General features: G+C 48.5%; 26 protein-coding genes, 2 tRNA genes and 1 pseudogene. All 29 read right to left on the bottom strand.

Going from position 1 to position 26623, the window contains the following annotated elements:
- Positions 1-7: 7 nt before the first annotated feature.
- Positions 8-502 (bottom strand): crossover junction endodeoxyribonuclease RuvC, encoded by a 495-nt coding sequence (gene ruvC, locus BQ7397_RS05620; protein ID WP_077075134.1) that lies wholly within the window; start codon positions 500-502, stop codon positions 8-10.
- 38 nt (positions 503-540) lie between these two features.
- A complete protein-coding gene (locus tag BQ7397_RS05615; RefSeq protein ID WP_077075133.1) occupies positions 541-1299 on the bottom strand; it encodes a hypothetical protein in 759 nt (252 codons plus the stop codon).
- Between the two features lie 58 nt (positions 1300-1357).
- Positions 1358-2356, bottom strand: coding sequence for an aspartate--ammonia ligase (gene asnA, locus BQ7397_RS05610; protein ID WP_077075132.1), 999 nt, complete (start codon positions 2354-2356; stop codon positions 1358-1360).
- A gap of 221 nt (positions 2357-2577) precedes the next feature.
- Positions 2578-3213, bottom strand: a complete 636-nt coding sequence (locus BQ7397_RS05605) for a zinc dependent phospholipase C family protein (protein ID WP_077075131.1) — start codon at positions 3211-3213, stop codon at positions 2578-2580.
- A 66-nt stretch (positions 3214-3279) separates the two neighbouring features.
- Positions 3280-4950: a glycosyl hydrolase family 18 protein gene (locus tag BQ7397_RS05600; protein WP_077075130.1), complete on the bottom strand. Its 1671-nt coding sequence runs from the start codon at positions 4948-4950 to the stop codon at positions 3280-3282.
- Between the two features lie 73 nt (positions 4951-5023).
- Positions 5024-5368 (bottom strand): 50S ribosomal protein L19, encoded by a 345-nt coding sequence (gene rplS, locus BQ7397_RS05595; RefSeq protein WP_077075129.1) that lies wholly within the window; start codon positions 5366-5368, stop codon positions 5024-5026.
- Positions 5355-6104, bottom strand: a complete 750-nt coding sequence (trmD, locus tag BQ7397_RS05590; RefSeq protein ID WP_077075128.1) for a tRNA (guanosine(37)-N1)-methyltransferase TrmD — start codon at positions 6102-6104, stop codon at positions 5355-5357. The genes rplS and trmD overlap by 14 nt, the downstream gene beginning before the upstream one ends.
- Positions 6101-6601, bottom strand: a complete 501-nt coding sequence (rimM, locus tag BQ7397_RS05585; RefSeq protein WP_077075127.1) for a ribosome maturation factor RimM — start codon at positions 6599-6601, stop codon at positions 6101-6103. Before rimM ends, trmD begins: the two co-directional genes overlap by 4 nt.
- Positions 6585-6824, bottom strand: a complete 240-nt coding sequence (locus BQ7397_RS05580) for a KH domain-containing protein (protein ID WP_077075126.1) — start codon at positions 6822-6824, stop codon at positions 6585-6587. Before BQ7397_RS05580 ends, rimM begins: the two co-directional genes overlap by 17 nt.
- 290 nt (positions 6825-7114) lie before the next feature.
- Positions 7115-7360 (bottom strand): annotated as a pseudogene (gene rpsP / locus BQ7397_RS09370) (30S ribosomal protein S16); the annotation flags it as partial.
- Positions 7361-7382: 22 nt separating this feature from the next.
- Positions 7383-8720 carry a signal recognition particle protein gene (gene ffh / locus BQ7397_RS05570; protein WP_077075124.1) on the bottom strand — a complete coding sequence of 446 codons (1338 nt, stop codon included), beginning with the start codon at positions 8718-8720 and terminating at the stop codon, positions 7383-7385.
- Entirely contained in the window at positions 8710-9069 is a 360-nt protein-coding gene (gene ylxM, locus BQ7397_RS05565; RefSeq protein ID WP_200801209.1) for a YlxM family DNA-binding protein, read from the bottom strand. The genes ffh and ylxM overlap by 11 nt, the downstream gene beginning before the upstream one ends.
- Positions 9070-9142: 73 nt before the next feature.
- Positions 9143-10306, bottom strand: a complete 1164-nt coding sequence (alr, locus tag BQ7397_RS05560) for an alanine racemase (RefSeq protein ID WP_077075123.1) — start codon at positions 10304-10306, stop codon at positions 9143-9145.
- Positions 10307-10400: 94 nt separating this feature from the next.
- Positions 10401-11837 (bottom strand): signal recognition particle-docking protein FtsY, encoded by a 1437-nt coding sequence (ftsY, locus tag BQ7397_RS05555; RefSeq protein ID WP_077075122.1) that lies wholly within the window; start codon positions 11835-11837, stop codon positions 10401-10403.
- Entirely contained in the window at positions 11806-15369 is a 3564-nt protein-coding gene (smc, locus tag BQ7397_RS05550) for a chromosome segregation protein SMC (RefSeq protein WP_077075121.1), read from the bottom strand. Before smc ends, ftsY begins: the two co-directional genes overlap by 32 nt.
- Entirely contained in the window at positions 15356-16351 is a 996-nt protein-coding gene (locus BQ7397_RS05545; RefSeq protein ID WP_077075120.1) for an elongator complex protein 3, read from the bottom strand. Before BQ7397_RS05545 ends, smc begins: the two co-directional genes overlap by 14 nt.
- A complete protein-coding gene (gene rnc / locus BQ7397_RS05540; protein ID WP_159435160.1) occupies positions 16338-17012 on the bottom strand; it encodes a ribonuclease III in 675 nt (224 codons plus the stop codon). Before rnc ends, BQ7397_RS05545 begins: the two co-directional genes overlap by 14 nt.
- On the bottom strand, positions 17009-17239 hold the full coding sequence (locus BQ7397_RS05535) for an acyl carrier protein (protein ID WP_077075118.1): 231 nt from the start codon (positions 17237-17239) through the stop codon (positions 17009-17011). The genes rnc and BQ7397_RS05535 overlap by 4 nt, the downstream gene beginning before the upstream one ends.
- 12 nt (positions 17240-17251) lie before the next feature.
- Positions 17252-18187 carry a phosphate acyltransferase gene (locus tag BQ7397_RS05530; RefSeq protein WP_083703434.1) on the bottom strand — a complete coding sequence of 312 codons (936 nt, stop codon included), beginning with the start codon at positions 18185-18187 and terminating at the stop codon, positions 17252-17254.
- A 209-nt stretch (positions 18188-18396) separates the two neighbouring features.
- Positions 18397-18480: transfer RNA gene (locus tag BQ7397_RS05525), tRNA-Leu, on the bottom strand.
- Positions 18481-18516: 36 nt separating this feature from the next.
- Positions 18517-18593 (bottom strand) — tRNA-His (locus BQ7397_RS05520).
- A 57-nt stretch (positions 18594-18650) separates the two neighbouring features.
- The gene (rdgB, locus tag BQ7397_RS05515; RefSeq protein WP_077075117.1) at positions 18651-19217 is read right to left on the bottom strand and encodes an RdgB/HAM1 family non-canonical purine NTP pyrophosphatase; all 567 of its coding nucleotides are present in this window, start codon (positions 19215-19217) and stop codon (positions 18651-18653) included.
- 37 nt (positions 19218-19254) lie between these two features.
- Positions 19255-20460 (bottom strand): N-acetylmuramoyl-L-alanine amidase, encoded by a 1206-nt coding sequence (locus BQ7397_RS05510; RefSeq protein ID WP_077075116.1) that lies wholly within the window; start codon positions 20458-20460, stop codon positions 19255-19257.
- An 88-nt stretch (positions 20461-20548) separates the two neighbouring features.
- Positions 20549-21556: an AIR synthase family protein gene (locus BQ7397_RS05505; protein ID WP_077075115.1), complete on the bottom strand. Its 1008-nt coding sequence runs from the start codon at positions 21554-21556 to the stop codon at positions 20549-20551.
- 9 nt (positions 21557-21565) lie between these two features.
- Positions 21566-23053, bottom strand: a complete 1488-nt coding sequence (locus BQ7397_RS05500; protein ID WP_077075114.1) for a type IV pilus biogenesis protein PilM — start codon at positions 23051-23053, stop codon at positions 21566-21568.
- Positions 23054-23115: 62 nt separating this feature from the next.
- Positions 23116-23820: a prepilin peptidase gene (locus tag BQ7397_RS05495; RefSeq protein ID WP_077075113.1), complete on the bottom strand. Its 705-nt coding sequence runs from the start codon at positions 23818-23820 to the stop codon at positions 23116-23118.
- Entirely contained in the window at positions 23817-24185 is a 369-nt protein-coding gene (locus BQ7397_RS05490) for a prepilin-type N-terminal cleavage/methylation domain-containing protein (protein WP_077075112.1), read from the bottom strand. Before BQ7397_RS05490 ends, BQ7397_RS05495 begins: the two co-directional genes overlap by 4 nt.
- Before the next feature lie 9 nt (positions 24186-24194).
- The gene (locus BQ7397_RS05485; protein ID WP_077075111.1) at positions 24195-25385 is read right to left on the bottom strand and encodes a type II secretion system F family protein; all 1191 of its coding nucleotides are present in this window, start codon (positions 25383-25385) and stop codon (positions 24195-24197) included.
- Between the two features lie 7 nt (positions 25386-25392).
- A complete protein-coding gene (locus tag BQ7397_RS05480) occupies positions 25393-26601 on the bottom strand; it encodes a GspE/PulE family protein (RefSeq protein ID WP_077075110.1) in 1209 nt (402 codons plus the stop codon).
- Positions 26602-26623: the final 22 nt, after the last annotated feature.

Raw genomic sequence — 26623 nt, 5'->3', positions numbered from 1 at the left:
ATCCCACCTACTTTAATTCAAAATGTTCCTTACTCTTCGCCGAATGAATGTGAGTGATGGCAATGGCCAAGCCGTCGGCGGCATCGTCCGGCTTCGGGATGGCCTTTAAACTTAAAAACATCTTCACCATTTCCTGCACCTGATGTTTTTCCGCCCGACCGTAGCCTACGACAGCCTGCTTGATTTGCAGCGGCGTGTATTCGTAAATGGGAAGCCCCATTTCCATGCAGGTTAAAATTTCCACGCCCCGTGCTTGCGCCACGGAAATCGCCGTCGTAATGTTCTTGTTAAAGAACAACTCCTCCATGGCCACTTCGTCGGGCTTCGCCGCTTCAATGATTTTTTTCAGCTCCACGTGAAGCTGAAACAAACGCTTCGGATAGTCCGTCTTGCTTCCCGTTTCGATGGTGCCGTACTCCACTGCCGACAGTCGGTTTCCCGCCACGTCGATAATACCGTAGCCCATCGTCGCCAGACCCGGATCGATTCCCAATACTCTCATAAAACTCCTTAAAAAAAGGGCCCTTGCGAGCCCTTCGGTTACGGATGATATCTTCTTAAGACGGAATCATTTATGCCGCACCAATAAGCGGATAAATAAATTCTCAGCCCGTCTCGATATAAAAAATTCTTTAATTTGCGATTTAAACCGATCAGCTCTTCCCTCGTAAGGACGTAATCCGATTCGCGGTACAACTTCTTCGGGCTTAAGAAATCGACTTGCAGTTGCCGATCCACATAGTGATTTAAAGTTAATACCTTTCGCTTCAGCACGACCTTGGAAAAGCGCTGGGCCTGTTCTTTAATCCGGCTGCCGCCGCCGATGTAGCTTAAGTGACGTTCGATGGCTTGCTTTCTGAAGCGACGCACGTCCTCGTACTTGCCGTCGTAGTGAAACAACACCTTGCGCTCAAACATATGACACAAATCGATATGTCGAAGGGTGATGACCTCCAGCTCATTGGCCTCGGACGCGGCGTTGTAGCCGCATTTATAGCCAGCCAAATACATAACCAGTTCAAAGCGGTTAATGTCGTCGTAAATGGCATTGGTTAAGCTGTTGGCAAAAACCGCGCGATTGTCTTTGCGACGCAAAAAAGACAAAATATCCTTCTTCAGATTTTTTATGGAAACATAAGAAGGGAAAATATTATGAATTTTCTCTTCCAAATCATACAAATTTAAGAGGAGCTGCATGGCAGAGCTATCCGCACCATACAAAAACTTATGCGTCAGCTTCGTTTTCATATCGACGAAATCCAGCGTTTTTTGATTCAGTTGCGCGTTTTGTACGGACATGCCTTTCCTCCTTATCGTTCCTTATTTTATCATAAAGAGCGAAAGAGTTCACTACCTTTTACAGGATGTCTTCTCCACGTAGCTTCGCTTCCAAAAGATAATCGTCGGGCCAGACGGAAGCTTGCACTTCGCCGATGGATTTCTTTTCCAAAAAGAACATGCAGATTCGCGATTGGCCGATGCCGCCGCCGACGGTGTAGGGCAGTTGACCTTCGATCAGGTTTTTATGGTAGTCCATTTTCAGTCGATGGGTCTCATCGCTCAATTCCAATTGACGCATTAAGCTGTCTTCGTCGACGCGAATGCCCATGGACGAAAGCTCGATGACGGAGTCCGTCGTGGGATTGTAGAAAAGAATATCTCCGTTTAAATCCCAATCGTCGTAGTCCGGGCTTCTGCCGTCGTGGGGCTTGCCGCTGGCAAGGTTCTTACCGATTCCTTGCAGGAAGACCGCTCTTTTCTCCTTGCAAATGGCGTATTCCCTTTCCTTCGGGCTCATGTCCGGGTATCTGTCTTCCAGTTCCTGGGAAGTCATAAAGTAGATGGACGACGGCAATTTTTTTGTAAGGATATAGGGATAGACGCTGTTAATATAGGTTTCCGTGCGCAGGAATACCGAATAGATTTCCGAAACGATAAAGTGCAGATAAGCGTCGGTTCGATCTTCCTTGCGAATCACTTTTTCCCAGTCCCATTGGTCCACGTAAATGGAGTGAATGTCGTCCAGCTCTTCGTCGGGGCGAATGGCGTTCATGTCCGTGTAAAGACCTTCATAGTAATTAAAGCCGTAGGCCTTTAGCGCATTTCGCTTCCACTTCGCCAAAGACTGCACGATTTCCACGTCGATATCGTACTTCCGCAGCTTAAAGGACACAGCCTTTTCCACGCCGTTTAAATTGTCGTTTAAGCCCGTTTCCGGCCGCACAAATAAAGGTGCCGACACGCGGGTCAAATTTAAGGTATTGGCCAAATCCCGTTCAAAGTAATCCTTTAAACTTTTTATGGCGATTTGCGTTTCTTTGATGGTAAATTTTGTCGCTTCAGAATTGTTTCTCATACTTTCTCCTTAAATAAAAAAGCGAATTCTTCATCAATCGGACGAAAAATTCGCTATGCCACCTGTTCGAGTACTTCATACTCTATTACTAAATAACGGGTAAAACCGTCTGCCCTTTTGAGAGCAGAGCCTCCGAGATGTTTTCCATAGGCGCTTAAAGACATCTTTCACCGTCATGCCTCGCTGAATATAAGCGACCCTACTTCCCTTCTCTTCAAAGGTTATGCCATTTGAACTTGTCCGGCCTTTTCGTAGCTTAAGGCCGCTTCACAAACAACTTTCGATATAAACACATTGACGATGTATGCAAAGTTTGCATCATTTTCAAATGTGATGGTTTCTTTTTTATATAGCGCGACTAAAGAGGTAATCTGATCCTTCACGTAGACTCTTAAATCGTCTTTATCGCCGTGAAAGCTTCCCATATCAAAGCCGCGAATAGAGTCGCGATCGATGCCGTGTTTTTTAACGTGGCGATTTAAATCTTTTTCATAGCTCATGTGAACCCGCAAGTCTGTCATGGACGTGCAACGAATGCGCCGCGCATGAGGATGAGTCATGTAGTCACATAGATAGTGGCTGATGACGCCGATCTTGTAGCTTACCGGAAGATTTAAAAGATTTTTCCATGCCGTGTCACGAAGCAATTCAGACATATAGGGCACGATCGATACAATCTTCTCCACAATATAATCGATGCTCTCGTCATAGTAATGGGGAATAAATTTGTACTTCGGATAAATATCCGGTGCAATAGATCCACGCAACATTTTGGATTCGTCTAGTATAATGCCGTAATCCTGCATGATGCGATCTCTTAATTCACCGGCAATTATGCGATGTGTTTCAGGTACCATGAACACTCCTTTTTCTTTATTCCGACTTCCTATGCTATTATATCAAAATTTCCGAAATAATCAATTTTATTGGTACGGATAGCGGTATTTGCTGAATTGATCCGCCATGACGGTCCAAACATCCGGCGTTTCAAAGCCTAATCGCCAGGAGGAAATCCCGGCAAGATTGTATTTGCGCATAAGCGATACTTTCCACGCCACGGATTCGGCATTTTCGATCCAAATTTTCTCGCTCTTGCCGTTGACGTCCTGATTGATGGTGTACTGCTTCGCCTCGTCGTCCCAGGTGGGATTTATGTTGCGAGACTTGACGTATTCAGCCGTCGTTTGCATGCCGACGGCACTGGATGTCAGGCCGTTTTCTCCCTCTTTCCACAAACGGGCGTAGAAGGGAACGGAAAGGATGAATTTTTCCGGCGGAATATCTTTTAAGCTGACATTGACATTGCCTTCCACCCATTTGTATTCGGCAACGGACCCGGGCTTGTCGGAGCTGCCCCAGTGTTGGTCGTAGGCCATGAGAATGACGTAATCGCAAAGTTCGGCCAACGCTTTTCGGTCGTACAGTTCATTTTTCACATTTTTCGACACCTGGGGCGTTACGCAAACGGAAACGAGAAGATTTTCCGCCTTAGCCGCATCGGAAACTTCCTTTACGAATGCCGTTAAAGCGTCGCGATCTTCTACCTTCATATTTTCGAAATCGATATTAACGCCCTTCATGCCATAGGACTTGGTAAAGTTAATTAAAGTTGCTACGGCTTTTTTACGGGCTTCTTCGTTTTGAAGGAATTGATGGGTTAAATCCGGATCAAAGCTGTTATCCAAATAGGCCCAGGTCGCAATACCCAGCTTCGCATAATTTTCTACATAGCGAATATCGCCGCGGTCCCGAATATCTCCTTGAGCATTCTCTACGGAGAACCATGTGGGAATGACGACGTCCAGCCCTTCGATCTTTTTAATGCCGTTGACCACCTCTTCCTTCACTTGTCCGTAGGTGTAGTCGTAGGTAATGTTTAACGGTTTTTTAATCGCCGATTGCTGAACAAGACCGCTGTCACCCGTATATTTACCGCCGTCCAAAGTTTCGACCTTGATATTATCTTCGCGAATCCAACCTAAGTATCCGTCTTGTTCTCTAACGTGATACCAATCATCTTTTTTACCGTAAACCCAAAGCTTGCTGTCGGCACCTAATGTGGCGACAATGGGCGAATCTGTGGTATCCGACTCGCGGAGATTGACGCCGTCGCCGGACAAGCTGCCGACGGCGTGTTTTTTCATGCGGTTGTCGATGATCAGCACGTTTTTATCTTTTTCGTAATTCATACGAACGGGATAATCGTGAATGAACGCTTCCACGGGAATAAAGATTTGATCGTCTTTTTTAATCAGCGGGTCCCTTAAGGCGATTTTACCGCCGTTGATCGTTCCTTCCTTGCTGTCTAAGGGCAAGACTTTTTCACCGCTGCGATTGTTAAAGACGACGGCGCCCTTGGCCTCGTCGAAGCGCGCCGTTTCGTCGATGTATTTTTGGATGCCTTCCAAGGACATAAAGTACTGACCGTCTTCACGCATGGCGTATTTTTTCGGAATCAATTCATCTTCATAGATCACGTGAAAGGATTTGTAAATGTCGGAATATTGATTGTTGCCGCCGGCTTTATTTAATACGGTGTAACCGCCGAACAATAAGGCCGCGAGAACCAATAGTAAAATAAGTAGTTTTTTCATGGCACCTGCTACTTTCTTTGTTTTGAACAGAATCTAAAAGAATAGGCACTGCCAGAGCAATGCCTATTAACAATTAAAACTTCTTTTCTTTAACTTTTGCAGCCTTACCTTGACGATCACGTAAGTAGTAAAGCTTGGCGCGACGAACTTTACCGCGCTTTAATACCTTAAGCTCGGCAATTCTCGGAGAATGAACCGGGAAAGTTCTTTCTACGCCGACACCGTAGGAAAGACGTCTAACGGTAAAGGTTTCATTGATGCTGCCACCTTGACGCTTAATAACGGTACCTTCAAAGACTTGGATTCTTTCTCTGGCACCTTCGATAATGCGGTAGTGAACTTGTACCGTGTCGCCGACACGAAATTCAGGCAGATTGTCTTTTAATTGCGCTTGTTCAATGGATTTAATAATGTCCATGTTTTTCCCCCTCTTGTTTTTCTTCCAGAGCTTTTAAATAACTCTTATCCGACTCCGAAAGCTCCGCGGATTTTAATAAATCCGGTCTACGTTCATAAGTCACTTTCAGAGCTTCTCTTCTTCTATATTCTTCGATTTTCCGGTGATTACCGCTTAACAAAATATCGGGAACACAATACCCTCTGAAGTTATAGGGCCTGGTATAGTGGCCGTGTTCCAGAAGTCCTTGGCTGTGGGATTCTTCCACCGCCGAATCTTCATTGCTCAGGACTCCGTCGATCAATCGGCTGATGCCGTCGATTAAAATCATGGAGCCCAGCTCCCCGCCGGAAAGCACATAGTCACCGACAGAAATTTCCTCGTCTACATAGTGGTCCAACACGCGCTGGTCGATGCCCTCGTAGTGGCCGTTGACCAACACGATGTGTTCTTTCTTCGCCAATGATTCCAGCTTCGCCTGATCCAGCACTTTCCCTCTTGGAGAAAGATGGATGACGTATCCGTCCCAACCGCGATTCTTTAGAATGGCGTCGGTCACCGGCTGCGCCTGCAGCACCATGCCAGGGCCGCCTCCGTAGCTATAGTCGTCCACATTGTTGTGCTTGTCCGTGGTATAGTCACGAATGTTTACGCAGTCCAATTGGATCAAGCCCTTATCTACCCCACGGCCGATAACGGAATAGCTCTTCATCGTATCGACAAACTCGGGAAACAGAGTTAATACGGTAAATCTCATGAAAGCATCCCTTCGATGGGTTCGACGACAATGCCCTTTTCATCAACCGAGCGGACAAATGCTTTTACAAAAGGTATCAGCACCTCTTTGTCCCCGGACCGGATGACCAGAATATCGTTGCCGTGCTGGGTCATGACATCGGAAAGCTCGCCGATGACCTTTCCATCTACAGTATATACCGTAAGACCCAATAAGTCGTCAATAAAATATTGATCTTTTTCCAAGGGCTTTCGATCTTCGAAAGGAATAAATAATTTCTTTTTGCAGATCGCCTCCGATGCGTTTCGCGTATCGATGCCCTCGATTTTTATAAGAGCCATATTTTTTTGAACCGATGCCGATTCGATTGAACGCAGGCTGTCCTCTCCCTCGATATAGATGCGGGATATGGTTTGAAACCGATCCGGCGTATCCGTATAGGGATAAACCTTTACCATGCCGCGAATGCCATGGGCCGATGTGATTTCACCGACCAGCACTCTATTCTTCTTTGGCATCGAAATCCACCGAGACCATGACTTGTTCCTTCGTCCCTATAGCTTTAGCGATGCTGCGAATGGAGCGGGCGATTTTGCCCTGACGTCCGATGACGCGCCCCATATCGTCGGGGTTGATATAAACCTGTACGTGAACCTCATCGCCGTCTCTGGTTTCAATAACTTCGACGGAATCCTGATCCACGACGAGCTTTGAAACAATGTATTGAATCAATGCTTCCACGGTTTCACCTCCTGCTTCGAGCTTTATTCTTCGGTAACTTCTTCCGCTTCTTCTGCAGCAGCTTCTTCCTCAGTAGCTTCTTCGCCTTCGGCTTCCTCAGAAGCGGCAGCTTCTTCTTCAGCCTTAGCAGCGGCAGCCTTTGCTTCTTCGGCTTCCTTTGCCTTACGTTCTTTGGCTTCTTCGTCCAAGCGATCTAATTCAGCTTCTCTTTCGGCACGAGCCTTTTGTTCGGCTGCTTGTTTTTCGGCACGTTTTGCCTTTTGAACGTCGGTGTTGTCGTAATTGCCCGTTGCTTCGTAAACGGCGTTTTCCTTAAAGAGACGATCCACGGTATCCGTCGGTTTTGCACCGTTTTTAACCCAGGTGTTTGCCTTATCGGCATCGACGCGTAAAATCTTCGGTTCCGTTAAGGGGTTGTAGTAGCCGATTTCTTCAATGAAACGGCCGTCTCTCGGTTTTCTGGAGTCTGCCACTACGATTCTGTAAAAAGGATTCTTTTTCGAACCCATTCTCTTCAATCTAATTTTTACTGCCATTATGTCCTCCCATATTTCTCATTTAAAATGGAAAAGGCATTTTCATTCTGCGTTTGCCTTTTCCGCCATTCATCGCGCCGAGCTTTTTCATCATTTTTCGCAATTCTTTAAACTGCTTCAAAAGCCCGTTTACCTGTCTGACATCGGTGCCCGATCCTTTGGCAATGCGCTTTTTCCTCGAACTGTCGATGATCTCCGGATGTGTACGCTCTTTTTTTGTCATGGAACGAATGATCGCTTCGACGCGAGCAAATTCCTTCTCATCGATCTTCATGTTCTTCAAGGCCTTGTTGTTCATGCCGGGAATCATGCCCAGCAAATCTTCCAAGGGACCTAAATTTCGCATCTGCTGCATTTGGTCCAGGAAGTCGTCGAAGGTGAAAGTTTGGGAACGAAGCTTTTCTTCCAATTCCTTGGCTTTTTTCTCGTCGACAAACTCTTCCGCCTTTTCGATTAATCCGACCACATCGCCCATGCCCAGGATGCGTTTCGCCATGCGATCCGGATGGAAAACCTCCAGTGCATCCATCTTTTCGCCTAAGGCGATAAATTTAATGGGCACATCGGTGACCGATCGAATCGACAGAGCCGCACCGCCACGTGCGTCGCCGTCCAGCTTCGTAAGCACGACCCCTGTAATGGTCAGGGCATCGTCAAAAGCCTGTGCGACTTTTACCGCATCTTGTCCGGTCATGGCATCCAAAACCAAAAGAATCTCCGTAGGCTCTGTGCCCTCTTTAATGCCTTTGATTTCATCCATGAGCGCTTCGTCTATGTGAAGACGACCGGCCGTGTCGATTATGACGACGTCGTTGCCGTTCGCTCTCGCATGGTCGATCCCGTTTCGGGCGATCTCCACAGGATCTTTATCCGTTCCCTGTGCAAAAACAGGGACCTGAATTTGTGACGCCAGAACTTCCAGCTGCTTAATAGCCGCGGGTCGGTAGACGTCGCAAGCGACGAGCAAGGGGCGCTTGTTCTTTTTCTTTAAAAGCCGCGCCAGCTTTGCCGTCGTCGTCGTCTTCCCTGCCCCTTGAAGGCCGGTCATCAAGATGACGGTCGGATTTTTAGAAAAATCGATTTTTTCCGCGCTGTCACCCATAAGGGCAGACAGCTCTTCCATGACGATTTTTATGACCTGTTGGCCCGGCGTCAAGCTTTCCATGACGTCGCTGCCCAAGGAGCGTTCTTTTACTTTTTTTACAAAGGATTTGACGACTTTGAAATTAACATCCGCCTCGAGCAATGCCAATTTTACTTCGCGCATCGCCTCATCGACATCTTGCTCGGTTACTTTTCCTTTGCCGCGCAATTTGCCGATGGTGTCTTGCAATTTATCGGCCAGGGATTCAAATATCAAAGTATCCCTCCTTATCTATACGAGCTTCAATTCCATCGATAATATCCTGAAAACGGGCGTCCGCGGAAAACTGCCGAAGCTCTTCCAAGGACGAGGTAATTGCCTTTCCGTCTTCATTCCATTGTTTCGTTTTTCTGGCGAGTTCAAGGGCCATCTCGTAATTCTTTAATGCCGCCTCGGCCCGTTTGATGTGCTCGGAAACGGCTTGTTTAGAAATACTTAAGAGATCGGAAATCTCGTTTAAGGAATAATCTTCCTTGTAATAGAGATCCATCACTTGTCTTTGCCTGTCGCTCAATAATTGATCGTATAAGTCCAACAAAACATTGACGTGTACTGTCTTATCCATGATCACTCCCATAAAAAAACAGGGTCAGGTTTATTCCTTGACCCTGTAATTATACTATCCTTTCAGCTGCTTGTCAATATTCAATTCCCATGACTTCATCGACGATTTTATAGAGCACGCCGCCCTTCATATACACCTTCGGAAGCCGTTTTTTAAAGTGGGTGACGAAGGAAGTTGGAATTTCATTATTGGCCTTTGCAAGCTCTTCGATGGTGACCTCTTCGTCCCCTTGCTTGCCGATAAGAACCACTTCATCGCCAACCTTGCAGTCGACGCCGGTAACGTCGATCATCATTTGGTCCATGCAGATCCGTCCGATTTGCGGGCAACGCTTCCCGCCGACAAGGACGTCGAATTTCTCAGACATGCTCCGTTCCATGCCGTCGGCATAGCCGATGGGGATCGTGGCGATTTTCGTTTCGCCTTCTGTGACGTAGATTTGACCGTAGCTGACGCCTTCGCCGGCTTCGACGGTCTTCACGTGACCGATTTTAGCCTTTAATTGGGCGACGAAGTGTACGTCGAAATCCTTTCCGCCGGGATCGCCTTCGGTGGTACCGTATTGGACGATGCCGGGGCGAACATATTCTAAATCAAATTCTCTGAAGTTCATCAGGGCGTGAGAGTTGGAAACGTGGCGATTCAAAGAGATGCCTCGTTTTTTCAATTCTTGAACGACCCAATCGTAGCGTCCGTATTGTTTTAGTGTAAAGTCGCGATCTTCATCGGCCAAGGCGAAGTGGGTAAACATGCCTTTTACTTCCAGGTGATCCATGTTCACGATCTTTTCGATGGCATCGATGCTTTCATCTGTCGGCTTGAAGCCGATTCGGTTCATGCCCGAGTCGATAGCGATGTGTACGCCGGCCTTTTTGCCCATGCGAGCGGCAACTTCGTTTAATTTTTCCGCTACATCGACGCGGTAGAGAGCCATGTCGATGGAGTTTTCGATCATCATGTCGTTCAATTCTTCCGGAGTGTAGCCCAGGACCAAAATGTCCACGTCGGGTAGGGCGCGGCGAAGGGCGACGCCTTCGTTGCCTGATGCGACGGCGAAACGCTTCACGCCGGCTTCGGTCATGGCCTTGGCGATTTCTATACCGCCAAAGGAATAGCCGTCCGCTTTGACTATCGAGATGACTTCGGTTCCCTTACCGAGGTGCCGTTGAATTTCCTGCATATTTTTTCTCACTTGGTCCAAATCGATTTCCAGCCAAGCAGGACGTGTTATTTTCATAATTCCTCCTCCGAAAACTAGTGGTAAACAATTTCTTTTCTTTATTATCTAACTTTCGTAAATAAATTTCAAGAGATAGAGTAAATTATACATATTATTCCGCGTTGATCAATGCGTTGGCAAAATCCTTTCCGGAAAAATCCTGTAAGTCCGTCATGCCTTCGCCGACGCCGATGAGCTTAATGGGAATGTCCAACTCCTGAACCAGGGGCAAGACCACGCCGCCCTTGGCGGTGCCGTCTAATTTTGTAAGGATCAAACCGCTTAAGTCCGTGACCTCGTTAAATGTTTTCGCCTGGAGAATGGCATTTTGACCCGTGGTGGCATCGAGAACCAGTAGTGCTTCCTTCTGTGCCTCCGGCGCTTCTTTTTCGATGATGCGATGAATTTTTTCGAGCTCGTTCATCAGATTTTTCTTATTATGCAGACGTCCCGCCGTATCGCAAATCAACACGTCGATGTTTCTGGATTTTTGCGCCTGAATGGCGTCGTAAACCACTGCCGCCGGATCGGCGCCTTCCTTGTGGCTAATGACCGGCGTGTCGGAACGCTCGCCCCAGGTCTCGATCTGCTCGATAGCTGCGGCACGGAAGGTATCTGCCGCCGCAATTAAAACGGACTTGCCTTCGCTTTTAAAGCGATAAGCGAGCTTGCCGATAGTCGTTGTCTTACCTACGCCATTGACGCCGACAATGAGGATGATCGCCGGGGACGGTTCCACGTTCAATCGATTTTTCGCCGGATCGCCTTCTAAAATGGCTTTTATCTCATCGGCCAAAAGGCCTTTGACCAGCTTCGGATCCTTAATTTGTTTTTCGCGAATGGAGTCTTTTAGGCGGTCGATTAATGTCATGGTGGTTTCCATGCCAATATCCGATGAAATCAAAAGATCTTCCAAATCTTCCATCATATCGTCGTCGATTTGTACATAATTGCCTAAAATGTCGTTGATCTTATAATTCATGTCGTCTCGCGTTTTTTCGAGACCTTGTTTTAAGCGTTGGAACCAGCCGACTTTTTCTTCGGCTTCTTCAGTTGCGGGCTCTTCTTCTATAGGCTTTTCGTCTTCGACCTCTTCCGCTACCGCTTCTTCTTCTTTTACTGCCTCATTCGTTTCAGATGGCTCTACATCTTCTGATAAAGAGTCAGTGGTCGGAATTTCAATTACTTCTGCATCTTCAACAGCGGAATCGGAGACCTCTTCTTTTTCATCCGCCTTCGCCACATCTGTATCATCAGCCGTCTCTTTAATAAGCCCTTGAGCCTCGGGCTCGACTCTCTCTTCAACTGTCTTTTCCTCCACTGCCTTCTCTTTCGGTTGAGAAAAATCGTAGGCTTTATGACGGACCGGACTTGCCTCGGCTTCTTTGGCATTGGCTTCAGTCACATCTTCTTGAGCAACCGCCGCCGGTTCGGATTCTACAGTGCTTTCGTCGATAAGTTCTTCAGAATGCTCTTCGACTTTCGCTTCTACCTTTACATCGGCGTTTTCGTCTTCCTTACCGATCTTTCGCTTGAGCCACTCCAACATGGGATTCAACCTCCTCCAATTCTAAAAATAACAGCCGGGAAATTCCCTTTTCTTCCATGGTCACGCCGTATATTTCATTGGCCATTTCCATGGTTTGTTTTCTATGGGTGATCATTATAAATTGCATGTCCTCGATTTGCTTCACATAGTTCGAGTAACGTCGAATGTTCGCATCGTCCAGCGCCGCGTCGATTTCGTCGACGATGCAAAACGGCGATTGGCGCATGCGCAACAAGGCAAACAAGAGGGCCACCGCCGTCATGGAACGCTCGCCGCCGGACAAGAGGGACAGAGACTGTAATTTTTTTCCCGGCGGTTGCGCCGAAATCAAAACTCCCGCCTCTAAAATATCGCCTTCCTCCCATGCCAAGGACGCCTTGCCGCCTTGGAAGAGCTCGCGAAAAATGTCATTAAAGTAGCCGTTGATTAAAATCAGCGCCTCTTCCAATTGCTTTCGCATATCCTTGTCCAGGCGTTTGATCATTTTTTCAAGCTTGTCCTTCGAGAGCACCAGGTCTTCCCGCTGCTCCGAAAGAAAATCCACCCGTTCTTTCCAGGCGTCGTATTGGGCAAGGGCGTCGCCGTCCACGGGGCCGATAAAGGTGATTTCCTTGTCGATGGCCCCTTCTTTTTTGCGCAAGCCGGTGACCGGCATCTCCAGCAGCTCGTGAATATCGCCGGGATCCGTCATTTGGCTCAGCTCGTCGGTGTAGATAATACAGGCGCGATCCGCTTCTTCCAGTTGATTTTGCAGGCGCACCATTTCCTTTTCCAAGGTGAAGGCCTGCTCTTTATTCTCTTCAAGGGCCAGCTTTTCTTCACGAAGCTTTTGCTTTTTATCCGATACCTCATTCTTAAGCTCAGCCAGAGCCTCCTCAAGGGCCGTCGCCCTTTCGTCCAAGGCGGCGCGCTCCGGCTCTGCCGTGGCAATGGCCTCGTCCAGTCGCTCCGTTTCACCGGTCATGGCTTTTAAGCTTTCTATGGAAGCTTCCAAGCGCGTTTTTACGCCCTCGGAATCTTTCGCGATTTGTTCCAAGCGAAGAGCCGATTCCCGATAGGCGGAAATCTTTTTCTGTCTGTCGATTTTCGCCGTGTTTAATTCCTCGCGCAGCTTCTCCAGATTTTCGTGGAATGATGCCACATCCTCAGACGCATCTTGAGTCCAATCCTTTTCGGAAAGGCTCACCGCTTCCAGTGCTGTTTCCTGTTCGTTGCGGTCTTCATCGTCCCGCATAAGGGCGTCCGTTTCCTTTTGAATCTCTTCATTAATGGAATCCAAGCGAGCTTCCACAGATTCCAAGGCGGAGCGCAAACGGTAGAGCTGCTCGGATGACTTTCTGCGTCTTTCGTCGTTGTGCAGAACATCGGCCGCCAGTTCTTTTTCCTCTTGAGATAAATCGCTACGGTTTTTTTCAAGGGCTGCGAAGTTTTCCTTCGTCCTCGTTAATTTATCCAAAGCATCCTTTAGCTCGGCGGCTTTTTTCGTAATTTCACTGTCCCGGGTGTAAAGCTCCGTCGATTGGTTTTTCGCCTGGCCGCCGGTTACGGCACCGCCGACCTGAAAGACGTCGCCGCCTTTGGTGACGATGCGGTAGCGATGTTTCAGATCCTTCGCAAGCTGCTTAGCCTCATCCACCGTATCTACGATAAGAATACGGCCGAGGAGAAACTCAACGGCGGGGCGCAGCTCGTCACTTGCCCGCACGCAGTCGGCCGCCACGCGGAAAGGAACCGATGTATTTTTTCTGACGTCTCCGGAAATCGGCCGGTAGCTTAAGCTCGTTAAGGGCAAAAAGGTCAAGCGCCCCATCTTATGTTTTTTTAAGTAAGACAAAATCGTGCGAATCTTATGGTCGTCTTTTAAAATAATGTTTTGTCCGCCATAGCCCAAGGCCGTGGAGATGGCCAAGGCGTCGCGCTCTTCCACATGCAAGTGCTCCGCCACGGGACCGATGACATCCCCGTAAAAGGCTTCCGACTTGGCTTCCTTTAAAAATTGCTTGACGCCGTATTGAAAGCCTTCGTGATTGTCTCGCAACCGTTCCAAATATCTTTTTTCCCTGTCCAGGCCTTCGGCGCGGATGGACAGGTTTTTAATCGCTTCTTCAGACTTTTCTTTTTCAACATTAATATCTTTAATTCGCGTCTGTAATCTGTGAAGCTCGTTGTGCAAATCGCCGAGCTTGCCGTCGATGTCCGCTTCTTTTTTCTCGAACTCCTCGACATGGCCCGAAACTTCCACAGTTTCACGAATTAACTCATCTTTTCGCAGGTTTAGTTGCGCCAGCCGCTCTTTCCGTTCTTTAGACAAGTAGTCGAGAGCCTGTAAGCGGGATTCCAAAGAGTGCCGCCTGTCGGAGAGCTGAGCCAAGGCCTCGCGACGAGACTCTTCGCCAAGGTCCATGGCCTCCACCTTTGCGCGCAAGGCGTCGTATTCGCCGCTTAGCGCCTCCACGACGGTCGATTTTTCATCCGACACCCGCTTCAGCTCGTCGGCCTCCGCCTCTTGCTTCTCTTTTGCTGCCTCGAGCTCCTTTAATTCATTCTCCAGCAGCTCGGCGGAGGCTTCCAACCGCGTTTTTTCTTCACTTAAATAATCACGGCGCTGTATCTTCGAGCGAAGATCGCCGGATGCATGCTCCTTGTCGCGAATCAAGGACATGATCTCTTCGTTTAATGCTGCTTCCCGATCCCCGTCGGCGTCGATAGCTGCTTCCTTCGCCTCGATGTCCGTCTCCGTCAGGCGATTGGCTTCTTTTTGTTCCTCCCAAGATTTTTCCAGGTTTTCGTAGCGATGGAGGACTTTCCCTTGCCTGTCCTTCGCCGCTTCCACTTCCCGGGTTAAGCGAGCAAAACCGTATCTTTCCTTCTCCACTTCCAGCTCTGCTAAGCGAAGGGCTTTTTCTCTTTTTTCTTCCATTTCGCCGCTGCGGCTTTTCAGCTCGGAAAAAATGTCGTCGATGCGTTCGATATGTTCCGTGGTCTTATTAAGATTTCGAACCGTCTCTTCTTTACGTAATTTAAATCGGCTGATACCCGCCGCTTCCTCAAATGCATTTCGACGGTCTTGGGGCCTCGTACTTAAAATTTCTTCGATCTGTCCTTGGCCGATAAAGGAGTAGCCGTTCTTGCCGATCCCCGTGTCTAAAAATATTTCCCGCACGTCCTTCTGACGAACGCGCTTTTTGTTGATCGTGTATTGACTCTCTCCGGAGCGGAAATATTTTCTTGAAACGGACAGCTCCTCGTATGGCAAATCAAAAAAGCCGTCCTTATTGTCAAATGTGAGAACGACTTCTGCAAAATTCACTCCTTGCTGACGATCGGTGCCGCTGAAAATAACATCTTCCATCTTGCTGCCGCGGAGCTGTTTGACACTGGATTCGCCAAGGGCCCACATAATGCCGTCGACGATATTGCTCTTGCCGCTGCCGTTTGGACCGACAATGGCCGTAATATCTTCGGAAAAGCGTATGCGCGTCCTTTTTGCAAAGGATTTAAAGCCGTAAAGCTCCATTTCAATTAAGTGCATAAGTATCTTTTTCCTCTCCGTCGATCCGCAACAAATTTCCCTCGTCGGGAATGGTTCGAAAGATGATGGGACCGTAAGTTTTTTCCAGGGCTTTTCTTCCGTAGCCGTAAGGGCCTACCAGATAATTAATTGACCGGCCGCTTCCTTCCACGGACCGTACCGACTTGTAACGGATAAATATCTTGTTTAGTCGCCGTAAAGATTCTGCGAATTCTCTGAAATTATCGTGATAGGGCCCCGCCACATAGGCGCTACGATCCATTTGCGGGAGTCCGACTCGTATAACCCTCAGACCTGCCGCCTCGTATTCATCGAGCAGTACCGCCGTCCGATCGATGGCTTCTTTTAAAGTTAAGGGCTCGTAGCGGCCTTGACGATACATGGCATAAAGCTCTGTCGCACGAAATACCACCGTGGGATAAATCCGCACGAAATCGCCCCGCTCGATGATCCAGCGTGCCGTGTTCAAATCTTTTTCAAAGGAATCCTTCGGCAAGCCGATCATCTGCTGCAGGCCCACCTGAATACCCGATGCCCTTGCCGATTTTACTACAAGATCCATTTCACGGACATCCACGCCCCGCATGGAGGATTGAAGCACCTCCGGATCCGTGGACTGGATTCCAAATTCGATGGTCTTGACGCCATAAGCCTTTAAGCGCTCGAAAGCTTCATTATCCAAAGCTTCGGGCCGCGTAGATAATCGAATCCCTGTAACCTGTCCCCTTTCAAAAAAAGGTTGAACCGCCGACAGAAGGGCTTTTTGTTTTTCTAAGGCCAGCATGGTAAAGGTGCCGCCGTAGAAAGCGACCTCCGAAGGCCGGCTGCCGTTCCTTTCCAGAGCCGTTGTAATCCTCTCCTCCACCTCTTTCGCCGACAAAAGGCCTTTAACGCCGGTGATTTGATTTTGATTGCAGTAAATGCATTTCACCGGGCAACCCGAAAAAGGGATGAATATGGGAATAATATTACGCTTCGCCATGGTCTGTCTTTCTGATCGCTCGCGCTGCGGCACGGCTTTGAGCTGTTTTCTTGTTGCGCCCGCGGCCCGAAGCGACGGGACGACCGAGAATAAAGACCGTCGCTTCAAAGCGGTCCTCGTCCCCTACGGCATGGGCGTCGATTTCCACGCAGCGGTACTCCACTCCGTTACTGTGATATTCCTTCTGCACCATCTCCTGCAAGCGAGATTTGTAGTCCGCCGCCTCTTTGAAGGCGTCCTTTAACAGCGTCCCTTCCACAAAAGACTTCGCCGCCTCCAACCCTTTGTCGAAATAAATAGCCCCTAGGAGGGACTCGTATAAGTCGTCGCCGGGCACATTAAACTTTGTGTCCTTCTTCAGCTCTTCCCCCATGAGAAGAAACCCCTTAAGACCTAAGTCATCTGCAGCTTTTTTCAAAGCCGCTTCGCAAACCAATGCGGCGCGCTCTTTCGTTAGGACGCCCTCCTCATCGCCGGAATTTGAAAAAAGATAATCCCCCACGAGAAAATTTAATAGGCTGTCGCCGAGAAACTCCAATCGCTCATAAGAATCGATGTTGTTTTCCCGTGCGAAGGTCTTGTGTGAAAAAGCCTCTCTCAGCAGAGCTCTGTCCTTAAATTCAATGCCTATTCGTCGCTCAAGCTTTTTAAAATCGATCACTCGAATTCGTACGCTTCCACTAATTCCAAAACATCGCCGATGGTGTGGACATTTTCTAATTTTTCTTCTTCGATTTGAATATCAAATTCGTCTTCGACGCTCATAATCATTTCAACCAGCTCGATGGAATCCATGTTTAAATCTTCGACAAAATCCATAAAAGAATCCAGTTCGTCGACCGGTCGATTCAATTGTTCCGCAATGATTTCCAAAATTCTCTCTCTCATCATGACACTCCTTTATTCTCTCTCTTCCCCGCGAACCATTTTTATCAGTGCCACCGTTGCCGAAAGGATCGCTTCTTCATTCGACGAACCGTGGGCTTTAAATACCGGCTTGTCCAAACCGAGCAGGGGGACGCCGCCGTAGCGGCTGTAATCGAGATCGCCCAGTAATTTTTGACCGAGCATTTTTATTTCTCCCCCATGATCGCTTCCCTTAGCTAGAGATCTCATCCCTTGTTGAATATAGCCTACCGTTCCCTCGATGGTTTTAAGCATGATGTTTCCGGCAAAGCCGTCGGCGACGATGACATTCACATTGTTAAAGAGAACATCTCGCGCTTCGATATTGCCCTTGAAGCTATCCAGCTCGTTAGCCATAAATTCATAAGCGGCTTTTACCTGTTGATTACCCTTGCCCTCTTCCGTGCCTACATTTAGAAGCGCCACCGTTGCATCGTCCAGACCTTCTACACGGCGTAAATAGTCCAGACCCATCTTCGCAAAGCTTAACAGCAGCTCGGGAGAGGCGTCCATATTGGCCCCCACATCCAAAATCAATTTCTTTTGGCCGCTGATTTCTAAAAAGACAGGAAGGGCTGCCCGTTCCACGCCTTCTTTTCTTTTGACGATGAACATGCCGCCGGCCAACAAGGCGCCGGTGCTCCCTGCGCTGATCATGCCGTCGACTTTCCCCTCTTTCAAGGCGACAAGGCCCTGAACTATGGCGCTGTCCTTCTTTTTCCTTATGGCTAAGGCCGGACTTTCGTCCTGTGTAATAGACGAAGAGCAGTGCACGATATGTGCCTCGTCCACGCCATCAAATTCAGCGAGCACAGTTGCATCGCCGAAAAAGTACGGTTCAATGCCGTAAGCATCCTTTGCCTTCAGTGCTCCCTGTACGATGGCCACCGGCGCGTGATCGCCGCCCTGACAATCAAAAGCTATCTTCATATGATTCCCCTTTATATAAAACCTTCGGTGAATACCTCTACTCGGTCCAATCTATTGTAATATAAACACTCCTCGTCATTCAACCGTTTGAGAAAAGTAGGAAATTTTAGCAAAAAAATAACCCTACAGCTTTAAAGAGCTGTAGGGTTAAAATCGTCGATAGGACACCCGCCATCGAGCTCATGGGAACTCGACTTGGGGAGTCTGCATGGTGCGGGAAAGAGGACTTGAACCCCCACGTCGTTGACACTAGATCCTAAGTCTAGCGCGTCTGCCAATTCCGCCATTCCCGCATGCTCGCTTACGCGAGTTGAAATCCCGAAGGATTATGGGGTGGATAGTGGGAATCGAACCCACGATCTCCAGGACCACAATCTGGCGCCTTAACCTACTAGGCCATACCCACCATAAAATTTGACGATGGATATATATTAACATCATTTAATATCCATGTCAAATATTTTTATAGGCCCAAGGACTCCACGAAGGCGCGAAGCGCACGGCCTCGATGGCTGACGGCATTTTTCTCCTGATCCGTCATCTCGGCAAAGGTCTTTTCATAGCCCTCGGGAACAAAGAGCGGATCGTAGCCGAAGCCGCCCTCTCCCCTTGCCGTTTCCGTGATCCGCCCGGGGCAAACTCCTTCCACCGAGTAAATATCGTCTCCGCGCTTCACGGCGATAACGGTTTTGAAATAAGCCCGCCGATCGGTTTTATCCTTCATCTCCCGCAATAGCTTCTCGCGATTTTTTTCATCGTTTCCGTCTTCGCCGGCATAGCGTGCGGAGTAGACGCCCGGACGTCCGTCCAGGGCTTGGACAAATAAACCCGTGTCGTCGCCGATCACGACTTCACCCTGAAGAGGCTTGATTTTTATAAGGGCATTTTCTTCCAAACTGTCTCCGTCTTCTACCGGATGGATGTCACCGAAGCCTGCCTCCGTCTTCGAAAGAACGTGGCATTTTCCCTCGACCAGCTCGCGAATTTCCTTTAGCTTATGTTGATTGTCCGTTGAAACGATGATGTTCATAGGCTCTCCTTTAAAAAAGGAAGGCTTTCTGCCTTCCTTACATGTATTTGCGATTGTAATTTTCGATGCCGTTGACGATGCCGACGGCCAATTTATCCAAATAACTGTCGCTCTTGATTTTATCAAGCTCGTCGGGATTGGACATAAAGCCGCCCTCGACTAAACATGCCGTCATATTCGTTCTGCGAAGTACGGCGAGCTCCGGACGATTTTTAATGCCGCGATTATTAGCGCCGGTTTCTTTCAGCACACTGTTTAACACTTCTCGGGCCAGTCTCGTTTGATCGCCGGCATCCTTCTTGCGATCCACATCGTTTTCAGAGGCATACAAGACCTCGATTCCATAAGCCGAAGGGCTGGACGCGGAGTTAAAGTGAATGCTGACGAAAATTTCCGCATTGTTTTCATTGGCAATTTCAGCCCGTTTACTCAATGCAATAAATTCGTCGGTGGTACGGGTCATGATGACATTGTATCCCCGTTGCCGTAACAAGCTTGCGACGCGAGGCGCCAAGCGAAGAGTCAAGGATTTTTCCGTCGTATTGTCAACTCCGAGAGCACCGGAGTCATGGCCTCCGTGACCGGGGTCTACGACAATGGTGATATCCTTCTTCTGACCCTTGTTCATGGGCTGCGGTTTCGCTTGATTGACCTCCGGTGCTTTTAGCATTGGGGCAGGATCCTTTGCTTTCACAGCCGGTTTTTCCGCCTTTTGAGACGATTGTGTTTGTTTCGGTGCTTGCACTACGCCGTTATCGATGGTGGCCAGCCGCTTGCCTTGATCCCAATTCACAGCAAAGCCCAAGGACTCCGATAAAAATCGCAAGGGCACCATAGTTTTACAGGCCCTGCCTTGTTCCGTATATTCAGTCAGTTTGGGAACAGAGGCGCTGTCCATTTGCATTTTCTTACCGTTTACATAGACGACTGAGCTATTAATTTTTAATTTTATGTCTTTGTCCTGCATGGAGATGCTGACCGAACGGGTGTTTTGATTCCATTTTACATTGGCGCCCATCAGTTCCGTCAGCTCGCGAATGGGGACGAAGGTGCGTCCGTTTTCTACATAGGGTTTGTATTTACAATATAAATCGAATCCGTTGACCTTAACATTGGCCGTGCCGACTCTGCGGCTGTTGCCGTTTGTTTTGACTCTTAAAGTCGCACCGGCCGCTTCTGAAAATCCCGTAAGTACTAACAGAAAAGCAAAGCAAAGTGCGAGACTCTGTATGAATCGCTTCAAAAGAACCTCCTTTAATTCGTAACAATTTGTCACCCTAATTATCCTTGCCCCGCCTTGAAATGTCAAACACTTACGGGATTTTGTAATTTTACTGTAACTTTAAAAGGGCACTGTATAACTCGTCGGGACCGGGAGAGGGAATGGCTTCTTCTCCTTCCGCGTTTTTATAAATGACGCGGGAATCGCCTGCGATCTCGCCGATTTTCGTAAATAATATCGATCGCTCTTCCAATTCCTTCCGCATAGGTTCAAAATCGTCCCGATCCATAACGACCAACATGGATCCGCTTGATATAAGTCGGTACAAATCGATATCGGCTATCTTGGCCAGCGCTTTGGTCGAATCGAGAACGGGGATAGCATCTTTTTCGATGTACATGCCGACGCCGAGTGCCTGAGCCATCTCCCAAATGGCGCCTTCCACGCCGCCTTCGGTGACATCGTGCATGGCGCGGATGCTATAGCTTGCCGCCGCTTCGCCTTCTTTTTGAACGCTCAATTCCTTCATCAGCTCTTGACCTTGGGAAAGAAGCTCATCCCCCATATCCTTCAACCCATGAGCACAGTCCGTACACAAAATCGCCGTACCTTCCAGACCTGCGTACTTACTCATGGCCACCACATCGCCGGGTTTGAGGGCACTCGGATCGGGCATATGCTCTTTGGCGACGCGACCGATAACCGTTGATATCATTACAGGCTTTGACACGGCATCCGTTATTTCCGTGTGGCCGCCGATAATATCCATATTCACTTCATCCGCCGCCCTTTGGGCATCGGCCATAATGGTCTCGATGTCTCTCGACGAGGTGTTCACCGGTAGCAACAAAGTGAGCAGGACGCCGACGGCATCGGCGGATTTCGTCGCCACGTCGTTGACGCTGATATGAATGGCCAGTGTGCCTAAATTCTCGGCGGCACCGGTGATGGGATCGCTGCTTAAAACCACGTAATCGCCTTCCAAGTCAAGCAATGCCGTGTCTTCTCCGATGGAGGATGCTCCTAATACTTCCTTGCGCTTTGATTCTAGCTTCGAAAGAATCATGGCATCCAAATCTTCATTGGATAATTTTCCTACATCTTTAAAAATTTTCATGAATGGCCTCTAAATGCTTCCCATGTCGCTATTGGTTTCGTTGCCTGACATGGTGTCGGAAGCATTGCCATCATTCATATTGGCTTCATCCGATCCGGGCTCAGAGGAATTGTCCCCTTCACCGCCGGATAAATAAGCGGTTAGTTGGAAGTACACCACATCGGCTACCGTCGCCGTCGGTTCTTCTTCCACTTTGACTTTTAATAGATCATTCAATTGCTTGCACCAGGATTGAACCACATTGGCGTCCTTTGTTTCTCCGCGAATGGATAAGGTGCCGCCTTGATAGTCCAGACCCGTCACGGTCAATGTATCCGGCGCGGAGGTTTTAATTTTTGTAATGGCATCGGCCACGTCGACGGAACTTTGAACGTCGCCGTTTTCCGTAGACGGCATTTCACCTTCCTGAGCCTTTTCCTGCTCGTGGGTGGTGACGATGAGATCGCGATTTTGTTGTTTCAATTTTTCGCCGTAAATAAACGATCCGATTAAAATGACAAAGGCCAGTACGAGCCCTGCCGCGGGAATATAGTAATTTTTACTTAAACCTCCGGGGCCTTTGTTTTTCATAAAAAGACCGGTGGCATTGGGATTGTCCAGAGCCGAGGAGAAAATATCGATCAGCAATAGCGGACGATAGGTTTCATCGTCCATTAAATCACTAAATAATCCGCTTTCCACGAAAGAACCGGCAATAAACTGTCTGTCTGTAAGAGAAAAATCGCCGCCCATGTGCTCCACATGGCTCAAGGCTTCGTAATAGGCCGACTGCATGTCCATCATGATGTTCGGTCGGTCCACATCGCTCATGCGGCCGTCGTAATTATCGTCTTTAATGCGCAGAACGTCTTCGGCCTCCAATTCATTTCTGCTCATGAAATCCAACACGGCGTCGTTGACTTCCGTGCGATCGAAGTAGCGGTTTTCATGGCCGTAATAAAAGCCCAAATGGCTCGTACCGATGAAATTAATTCGACTGCCGCCCAACCAATGGTCGTATTCCAGGCACAAAGTGGAAAAAGGAATGATGCCGCGAAGCTTCAATTCGCATTTTTTCGCCAAATCCCGATATCCATCCAAGGTCTCTTCGGGACAAATGGTGATCAGCAGGTGGTTGACATCGTCGTCGCTTTTCAAATCCACCGATTCCATGGCGTAATCTTCCAAGTCTTGTGGAAACAGGGACGGGCTTTCGTTTTCGATTAAAGAGGCCCGTTCCTTTTCCGTCATAGACGGCACGTGCATGGTGCGGTTCACTGCCAAGCTTGAATTGATGACAAATAACGCCTTAGACTTAGTCAGGCCGTTTTCTTCCAAGGTTTTTTTGAGCAAATAATGTAATTGAGCGCTGTCGGAAATGTGGCCGTCGTTGACGACGTTCAACGGTATATCAAAGGAATGAAGCTCGCCGTTTGCGTCTTTATCACCGTACTTAACGACGTAACAGCGGCGATCTTCAAAATATACAATCGCTTCATTTTTATTAAACAAGTTCATCTTACCCTCCTACAGGCATTATATCCCATGAATACGAAAATTTAATGGAAAACCGCCCATTTCTATAATAAAAAATTCTCAACCACCACATAGGCCCAAAGGAAAAAAGGAAACATGGGAAAGGCCCTCTCCTTGGTCAGCTTAAATAAGAATAATCCACCGCCCACAATGGCCGCCGTCACAAAGGCACAGGTGAAAAATAAATAGCTATTCCATATGCCGGCGATGCCAAGAGCCAACAAGGAGGCGTAATAAATGTCGCCTTCGCCCACGGCCTTCGGAAAGAGAAGATAAAGTGCGCCCATGATAAGTAAAATAAAGAGGCCGCTTAGGGGATAAATGGTGTTTTTGAAAAAAAGTCCCGAGGTGAAAATCATTCCGCCGACGATTAAATCCTTCGTGTACACGTCCCGGTTGCGACAATCTTCCACGGCCATAAGATAGAGAATGAAAATGCCCGCGACCCAAAACAAAGTTCTACTATCCATGCCGTTACGAACAGATAAGAAGACGACGAGGATGCCGCCGATGGCTTCCGTCAACGGATGAAAGAAGGAGATTTTCTCGCCGCAAGTGCAGCGGCCGTTAGCCAATAGATAACCCAAGACGGGAATCAAATAGGGCCAGGGGATCCTCCGCCCACATGCGTCGCAGTGGCTTCTCGAACGGATCCACTCCTCTCCCCGCCTGCGCCTCTCGTCGTAGAGATTAAAAAAAGAAACGATGGATGCTGCCAGAAAAAAAGCCGCAAAATACAGGAGAATCATTTCTTCGAATTGTCCGGTACAAGCTTCTTTTCAAAGACTTTTACGGGGCCCGGCTTTACAATCACCTGTCCGCTATTTAATTCGACGGTAAATTTATCTACATTCAAAGCCTTCGCCGGCTTGGGAAATTCCCCGGATTCCAAATAGGGTTTAATTTCGTCTTCTTGTATGTCCTTATCCTCGGGATGGTCGATGGAGTAAAGAATCGCCGCATTTTTTAATACCCGCACATTGGCATTGTGAGCCGTGGCTTGAGCGCTTAAATTGGACTGTTGATATTTGGGAATGGCAATGGCGATGAGAAGCGCCAAAATCGCAATGACGATAATCAGTTCGATGAGAGTAAATGCCTTTTTCTTCTTCATGATTTCCTCCTAAAAACTATTTACCATGTCGAACATGGGAATGGCGATAGAAAAAATAATAAATCCGACGACGGCGGCCATAATTAAAATCAGTGCCGGTTCCAAATAGACGCTGATGCGCTCGGCGCGATTTTTTTGCCGTCCCTCTTCCAAGTGAATCGCCACACTCAGCATGTCGCTTACCGCCGATGAAGCTTCTCCCAGGGCGACAAACGAACAATTCTGCTCCTTAAACAGATCGCTTTCGTTCATCACCTTGGACAGCTCCTCCCCTTTCATTAAGCCTTGAATCATATTCGAGGCTTGGTGTTGAATGTAAGGATTTTCGGAACCCGCATTCATGTTTTCGATAATTCGCAGCAGGTCCACGCCATTGTCCATTTGCATTTTCATGGTTCGCAGCTGGCGCAGCTCGAAGGGATCTCTGTAAAAAGGCGTGGCCAAGGCCATGTGGTAGAGCCGTCTGTAAAAGTCCTCCGACGTCCTCGGATGGTTTTTTATCACGAGAATCACGAGCGCCGCCAGTAATAAAGCGATGAAATATATCAGGCCGAAGCGTTCAAAGTGGCGGGCCAAGGCGATAAGCATGCGGGTCATGATCGGAAGCGGCACCTGTTGTGATTCGAACACATCGGTGAACACGGGGAGCACCGAGTGAAGCACGACCTGCAAGACAAAAAAAGATGTAATCATAAGGATGACCGGATAGGCCAAGGCGTTAGTCAATTTCCGATGCATTTGCTGTTCGTCGTCGAAAAAATCCGCCAGCTGATGAAAAATTTCACCCAGGGTCCCTGCCGCTTCGCCGCTCTTAATCATGCCTGGGACGAAACGGGGAAAACAATCGGCCTCGGCAAAGGCCTCAGACAGTAGCTTCCCCTGCCTTACCGATTCCACGATAAATTCGAGCTTCTCCCGTTGAAGCCCTTTGCTCTGGCGGGCCATTAGCTCCATGACCGTAACTAAGTCCAAGCCGCCGGAAGACATGAGAGCCAGCTGAGAAAACAAAACCGCCAGCTGCCCCTTAGGCAGCATTCGCCGCGGCGCTGTTAATTTAAATTTTCCACCCGCCTTTTCAATGGATATAATGCGGTAGCCGCCTTCGTGAAGTCGGTCCTTCACTTCCGCCACACTGCCTGCATCCATTTCTCCTGTGGCAAGGTCGGATGACGGGCCGATCATTTTATATTTGTATTTCATGGCTCACCTACATGGTCATAATAGTGCGGTATGCTTCGTCGATGCTGATGCTTCCCTGTAGAATTTTCTCTCTGAGAGCTTCCTTCAAGGGTTTCATGCCCGAGTCCATCGCCGCGTCCTTTAAGGCGTCCAAGGAGACGCCGGACTTAATGAGGGAGCGAATTTTTTCATCCATCACCATAATTTCAAATACGGCCTCCCGCCCCGTATAGCCTTCGAAGCATTTATCGCAGCCCACCGCCTCATAGGTAGTGCCTTCAATTTGGAAATAATCGTCTGTCGTATGTACTTCTCTTTTGCAATGATCGCAAAGCTTTCGCACCAGGCGCTGGGAGATGACGCCGATGATTCCCGCCGAAAGCATGTAGGGCTCCACGCCCATGTCCATGAGACGAATAATGGCCGAAGGTGAATCCGTCGTATGTAGGGTGGAAAAAATCAAGTGGCCCGTAATGGAAGAGCGCAGAGCGATTTCCGCCGTTTCCATGGAGCGCACCTCGCCGACCATCATGACCTCCGGATCCTGCCTCAGCATGGCTTCAAGGCCCGTGGAAAAGGTTATGTCCGCCTTGGGATTCACCTGCATTTGATTTATGCCGTCGATATCGAACTCCACGGGATCTTCAATGGTCAAAATATTTCGCTCAACGCGGTTTAACAGCTGAATAAATGTATAGAGGGTGGAGGTCTTGCCCGAGCCCGTAGGCCCGCAGATCAGGACCAGGCCAAGGGGCTGGCGCAGTAATTTTCGGACCAGCTCCAAATTACTTCCGCCTAAGCCGATGCCTTCCGGCGTGTAGTCCAGGCCCGTGCGATCCAAAAGACGTAGCACCAGCTTCTCATCCCCTTTTACAGGAATGGCCGAGGCGCGCACGTCTACACTTCGTCCGCCGTATTCAAAGGTGAATCGGCCGTCCTGAGGTCTGCGCTTTTCGCCGATGTCCATGGTGGAAAGAAATTTAATCCGCGTCACAAACTCGGAGTAGGCGCTTTTGGGATAGGTGCCGTACAAAAAAAGCGTGCCGTTACGACGCATACGGACCCGCCAGCTCTCGCCGGCAGGCTCTATATGCACGTCGGAACAACACGCTTCTGCGGCATCATTTAATATAGTTTGACTTAATTCGACCGCACTAAGGACGCCACCTTGAGAAGTGGTTTGACTATTTCGGATATTATCGCCTTTCGAAGCGGAAAAGTTTAATTTCTTGTCCATCCTAACCCCCAAAACAGTCCTT

Source organism: Aedoeadaptatus urinae (assembly GCF_900155585.1).
In the GTDB taxonomy this organism is placed as follows: domain Bacteria; phylum Bacillota; class Clostridia; order Tissierellales; family Peptoniphilaceae; genus Aedoeadaptatus; species Aedoeadaptatus urinae.
Note: the sequence above shows the minus strand (reverse complement) of the source record. Positions and strands in the feature narration are given on the sequence as shown.

What these genes read in the sequence shown, in the direction of transcription:
- ruvC (WP_077075134.1), bottom strand. Translation starts at nt 502, where the DNA reads ATGAGAGTATTGGGAATCGATCCGGGTCTGGCGACGATGGGCTACGGT.
- BQ7397_RS05615 (WP_077075133.1), bottom strand. Translation starts at nt 1,299, where the DNA reads ATGTCCGTACAAAACGCGCAACTGAATCAAAAAACGCTGGATTTCGTC.
- asnA (WP_077075132.1), bottom strand. Translation starts at nt 2,356, where the DNA reads ATGAGAAACAATTCTGAAGCGACAAAATTTACCATCAAAGAAACGCAA.
- BQ7397_RS05605 (WP_077075131.1), bottom strand. Translation starts at nt 3,213, where the DNA reads ATGGTACCTGAAACACATCGCATAATTGCCGGTGAATTAAGAGATCGC.
- BQ7397_RS05600 (WP_077075130.1), bottom strand. Translation starts at nt 4,950, where the DNA reads ATGAAAAAACTACTTATTTTACTATTGGTTCTCGCGGCCTTATTGTTC.
- rplS (WP_077075129.1), bottom strand. Translation starts at nt 5,368, where the DNA reads ATGGACATTATTAAATCCATTGAACAAGCGCAATTAAAAGACAATCTG.
- trmD (WP_077075128.1), bottom strand. Translation starts at nt 6,104, where the DNA reads ATGAGATTTACCGTATTAACTCTGTTTCCCGAGTTTGTCGATACGATG.
- rimM (WP_077075127.1), bottom strand. Translation starts at nt 6,601, where the DNA reads ATGCCAAAGAAGAATAGAGTGCTGGTCGGTGAAATCACATCGGCCCAT.
- ylxM (WP_200801209.1), bottom strand. Translation starts at nt 9,069, where the DNA reads ATGGATAAGACAGTACACGTCAATGTTTTGTTGGACTTATACGATCAA.
- alr (WP_077075123.1), bottom strand. Translation starts at nt 10,306, where the DNA reads ATGAAAATAACACGTCCTGCTTGGCTGGAAATCGATTTGGACCAAGTG.
- ftsY (WP_077075122.1), bottom strand. Translation starts at nt 11,837, where the DNA reads ATGTTGGAGTGGCTCAAGCGAAAGATCGGTAAGGAAGACGAAAACGCC.
- smc (WP_077075121.1), bottom strand. Translation starts at nt 15,369, where the DNA reads ATGCACTTAATTGAAATGGAGCTTTACGGCTTTAAATCCTTTGCAAAA.
- BQ7397_RS05545 (WP_077075120.1), bottom strand. Translation starts at nt 16,351, where the DNA reads ATGGCGAAGCGTAATATTATTCCCATATTCATCCCTTTTTCGGGTTGC.
- BQ7397_RS05535 (WP_077075118.1), bottom strand. Translation starts at nt 17,239, where the DNA reads ATGAGAGAGAGAATTTTGGAAATCATTGCGGAACAATTGAATCGACCG.
- BQ7397_RS05530 (WP_083703434.1), bottom strand. Translation starts at nt 18,187, where the DNA reads ATGAAGATAGCTTTTGATTGTCAGGGCGGCGATCACGCGCCGGTGGCC.
- rdgB (WP_077075117.1), bottom strand. Translation starts at nt 19,217, where the DNA reads ATGAACATCATCGTTTCAACGGACAATCAACATAAGCTAAAGGAAATT.
- BQ7397_RS05505 (WP_077075115.1), bottom strand. Translation starts at nt 21,556, where the DNA reads ATGAAAATTTTTAAAGATGTAGGAAAATTATCCAATGAAGATTTGGAT.
- BQ7397_RS05500 (WP_077075114.1), bottom strand. Translation starts at nt 23,053, where the DNA reads ATGAACTTGTTTAATAAAAATGAAGCGATTGTATATTTTGAAGATCGC.
- BQ7397_RS05495 (WP_077075113.1), bottom strand. Translation starts at nt 23,820, where the DNA reads ATGATTCTCCTGTATTTTGCGGCTTTTTTTCTGGCAGCATCCATCGTT.
- BQ7397_RS05490 (WP_077075112.1), bottom strand. Translation starts at nt 24,185, where the DNA reads ATGAAGAAGAAAAAGGCATTTACTCTCATCGAACTGATTATCGTCATT.
- BQ7397_RS05485 (WP_077075111.1), bottom strand. Translation starts at nt 25,385, where the DNA reads ATGAAATACAAATATAAAATGATCGGCCCGTCATCCGACCTTGCCACA.
- BQ7397_RS05480 (WP_077075110.1), bottom strand. Translation starts at nt 26,601, where the DNA reads ATGGACAAGAAATTAAACTTTTCCGCTTCGAAAGGCGATAATATCCGA.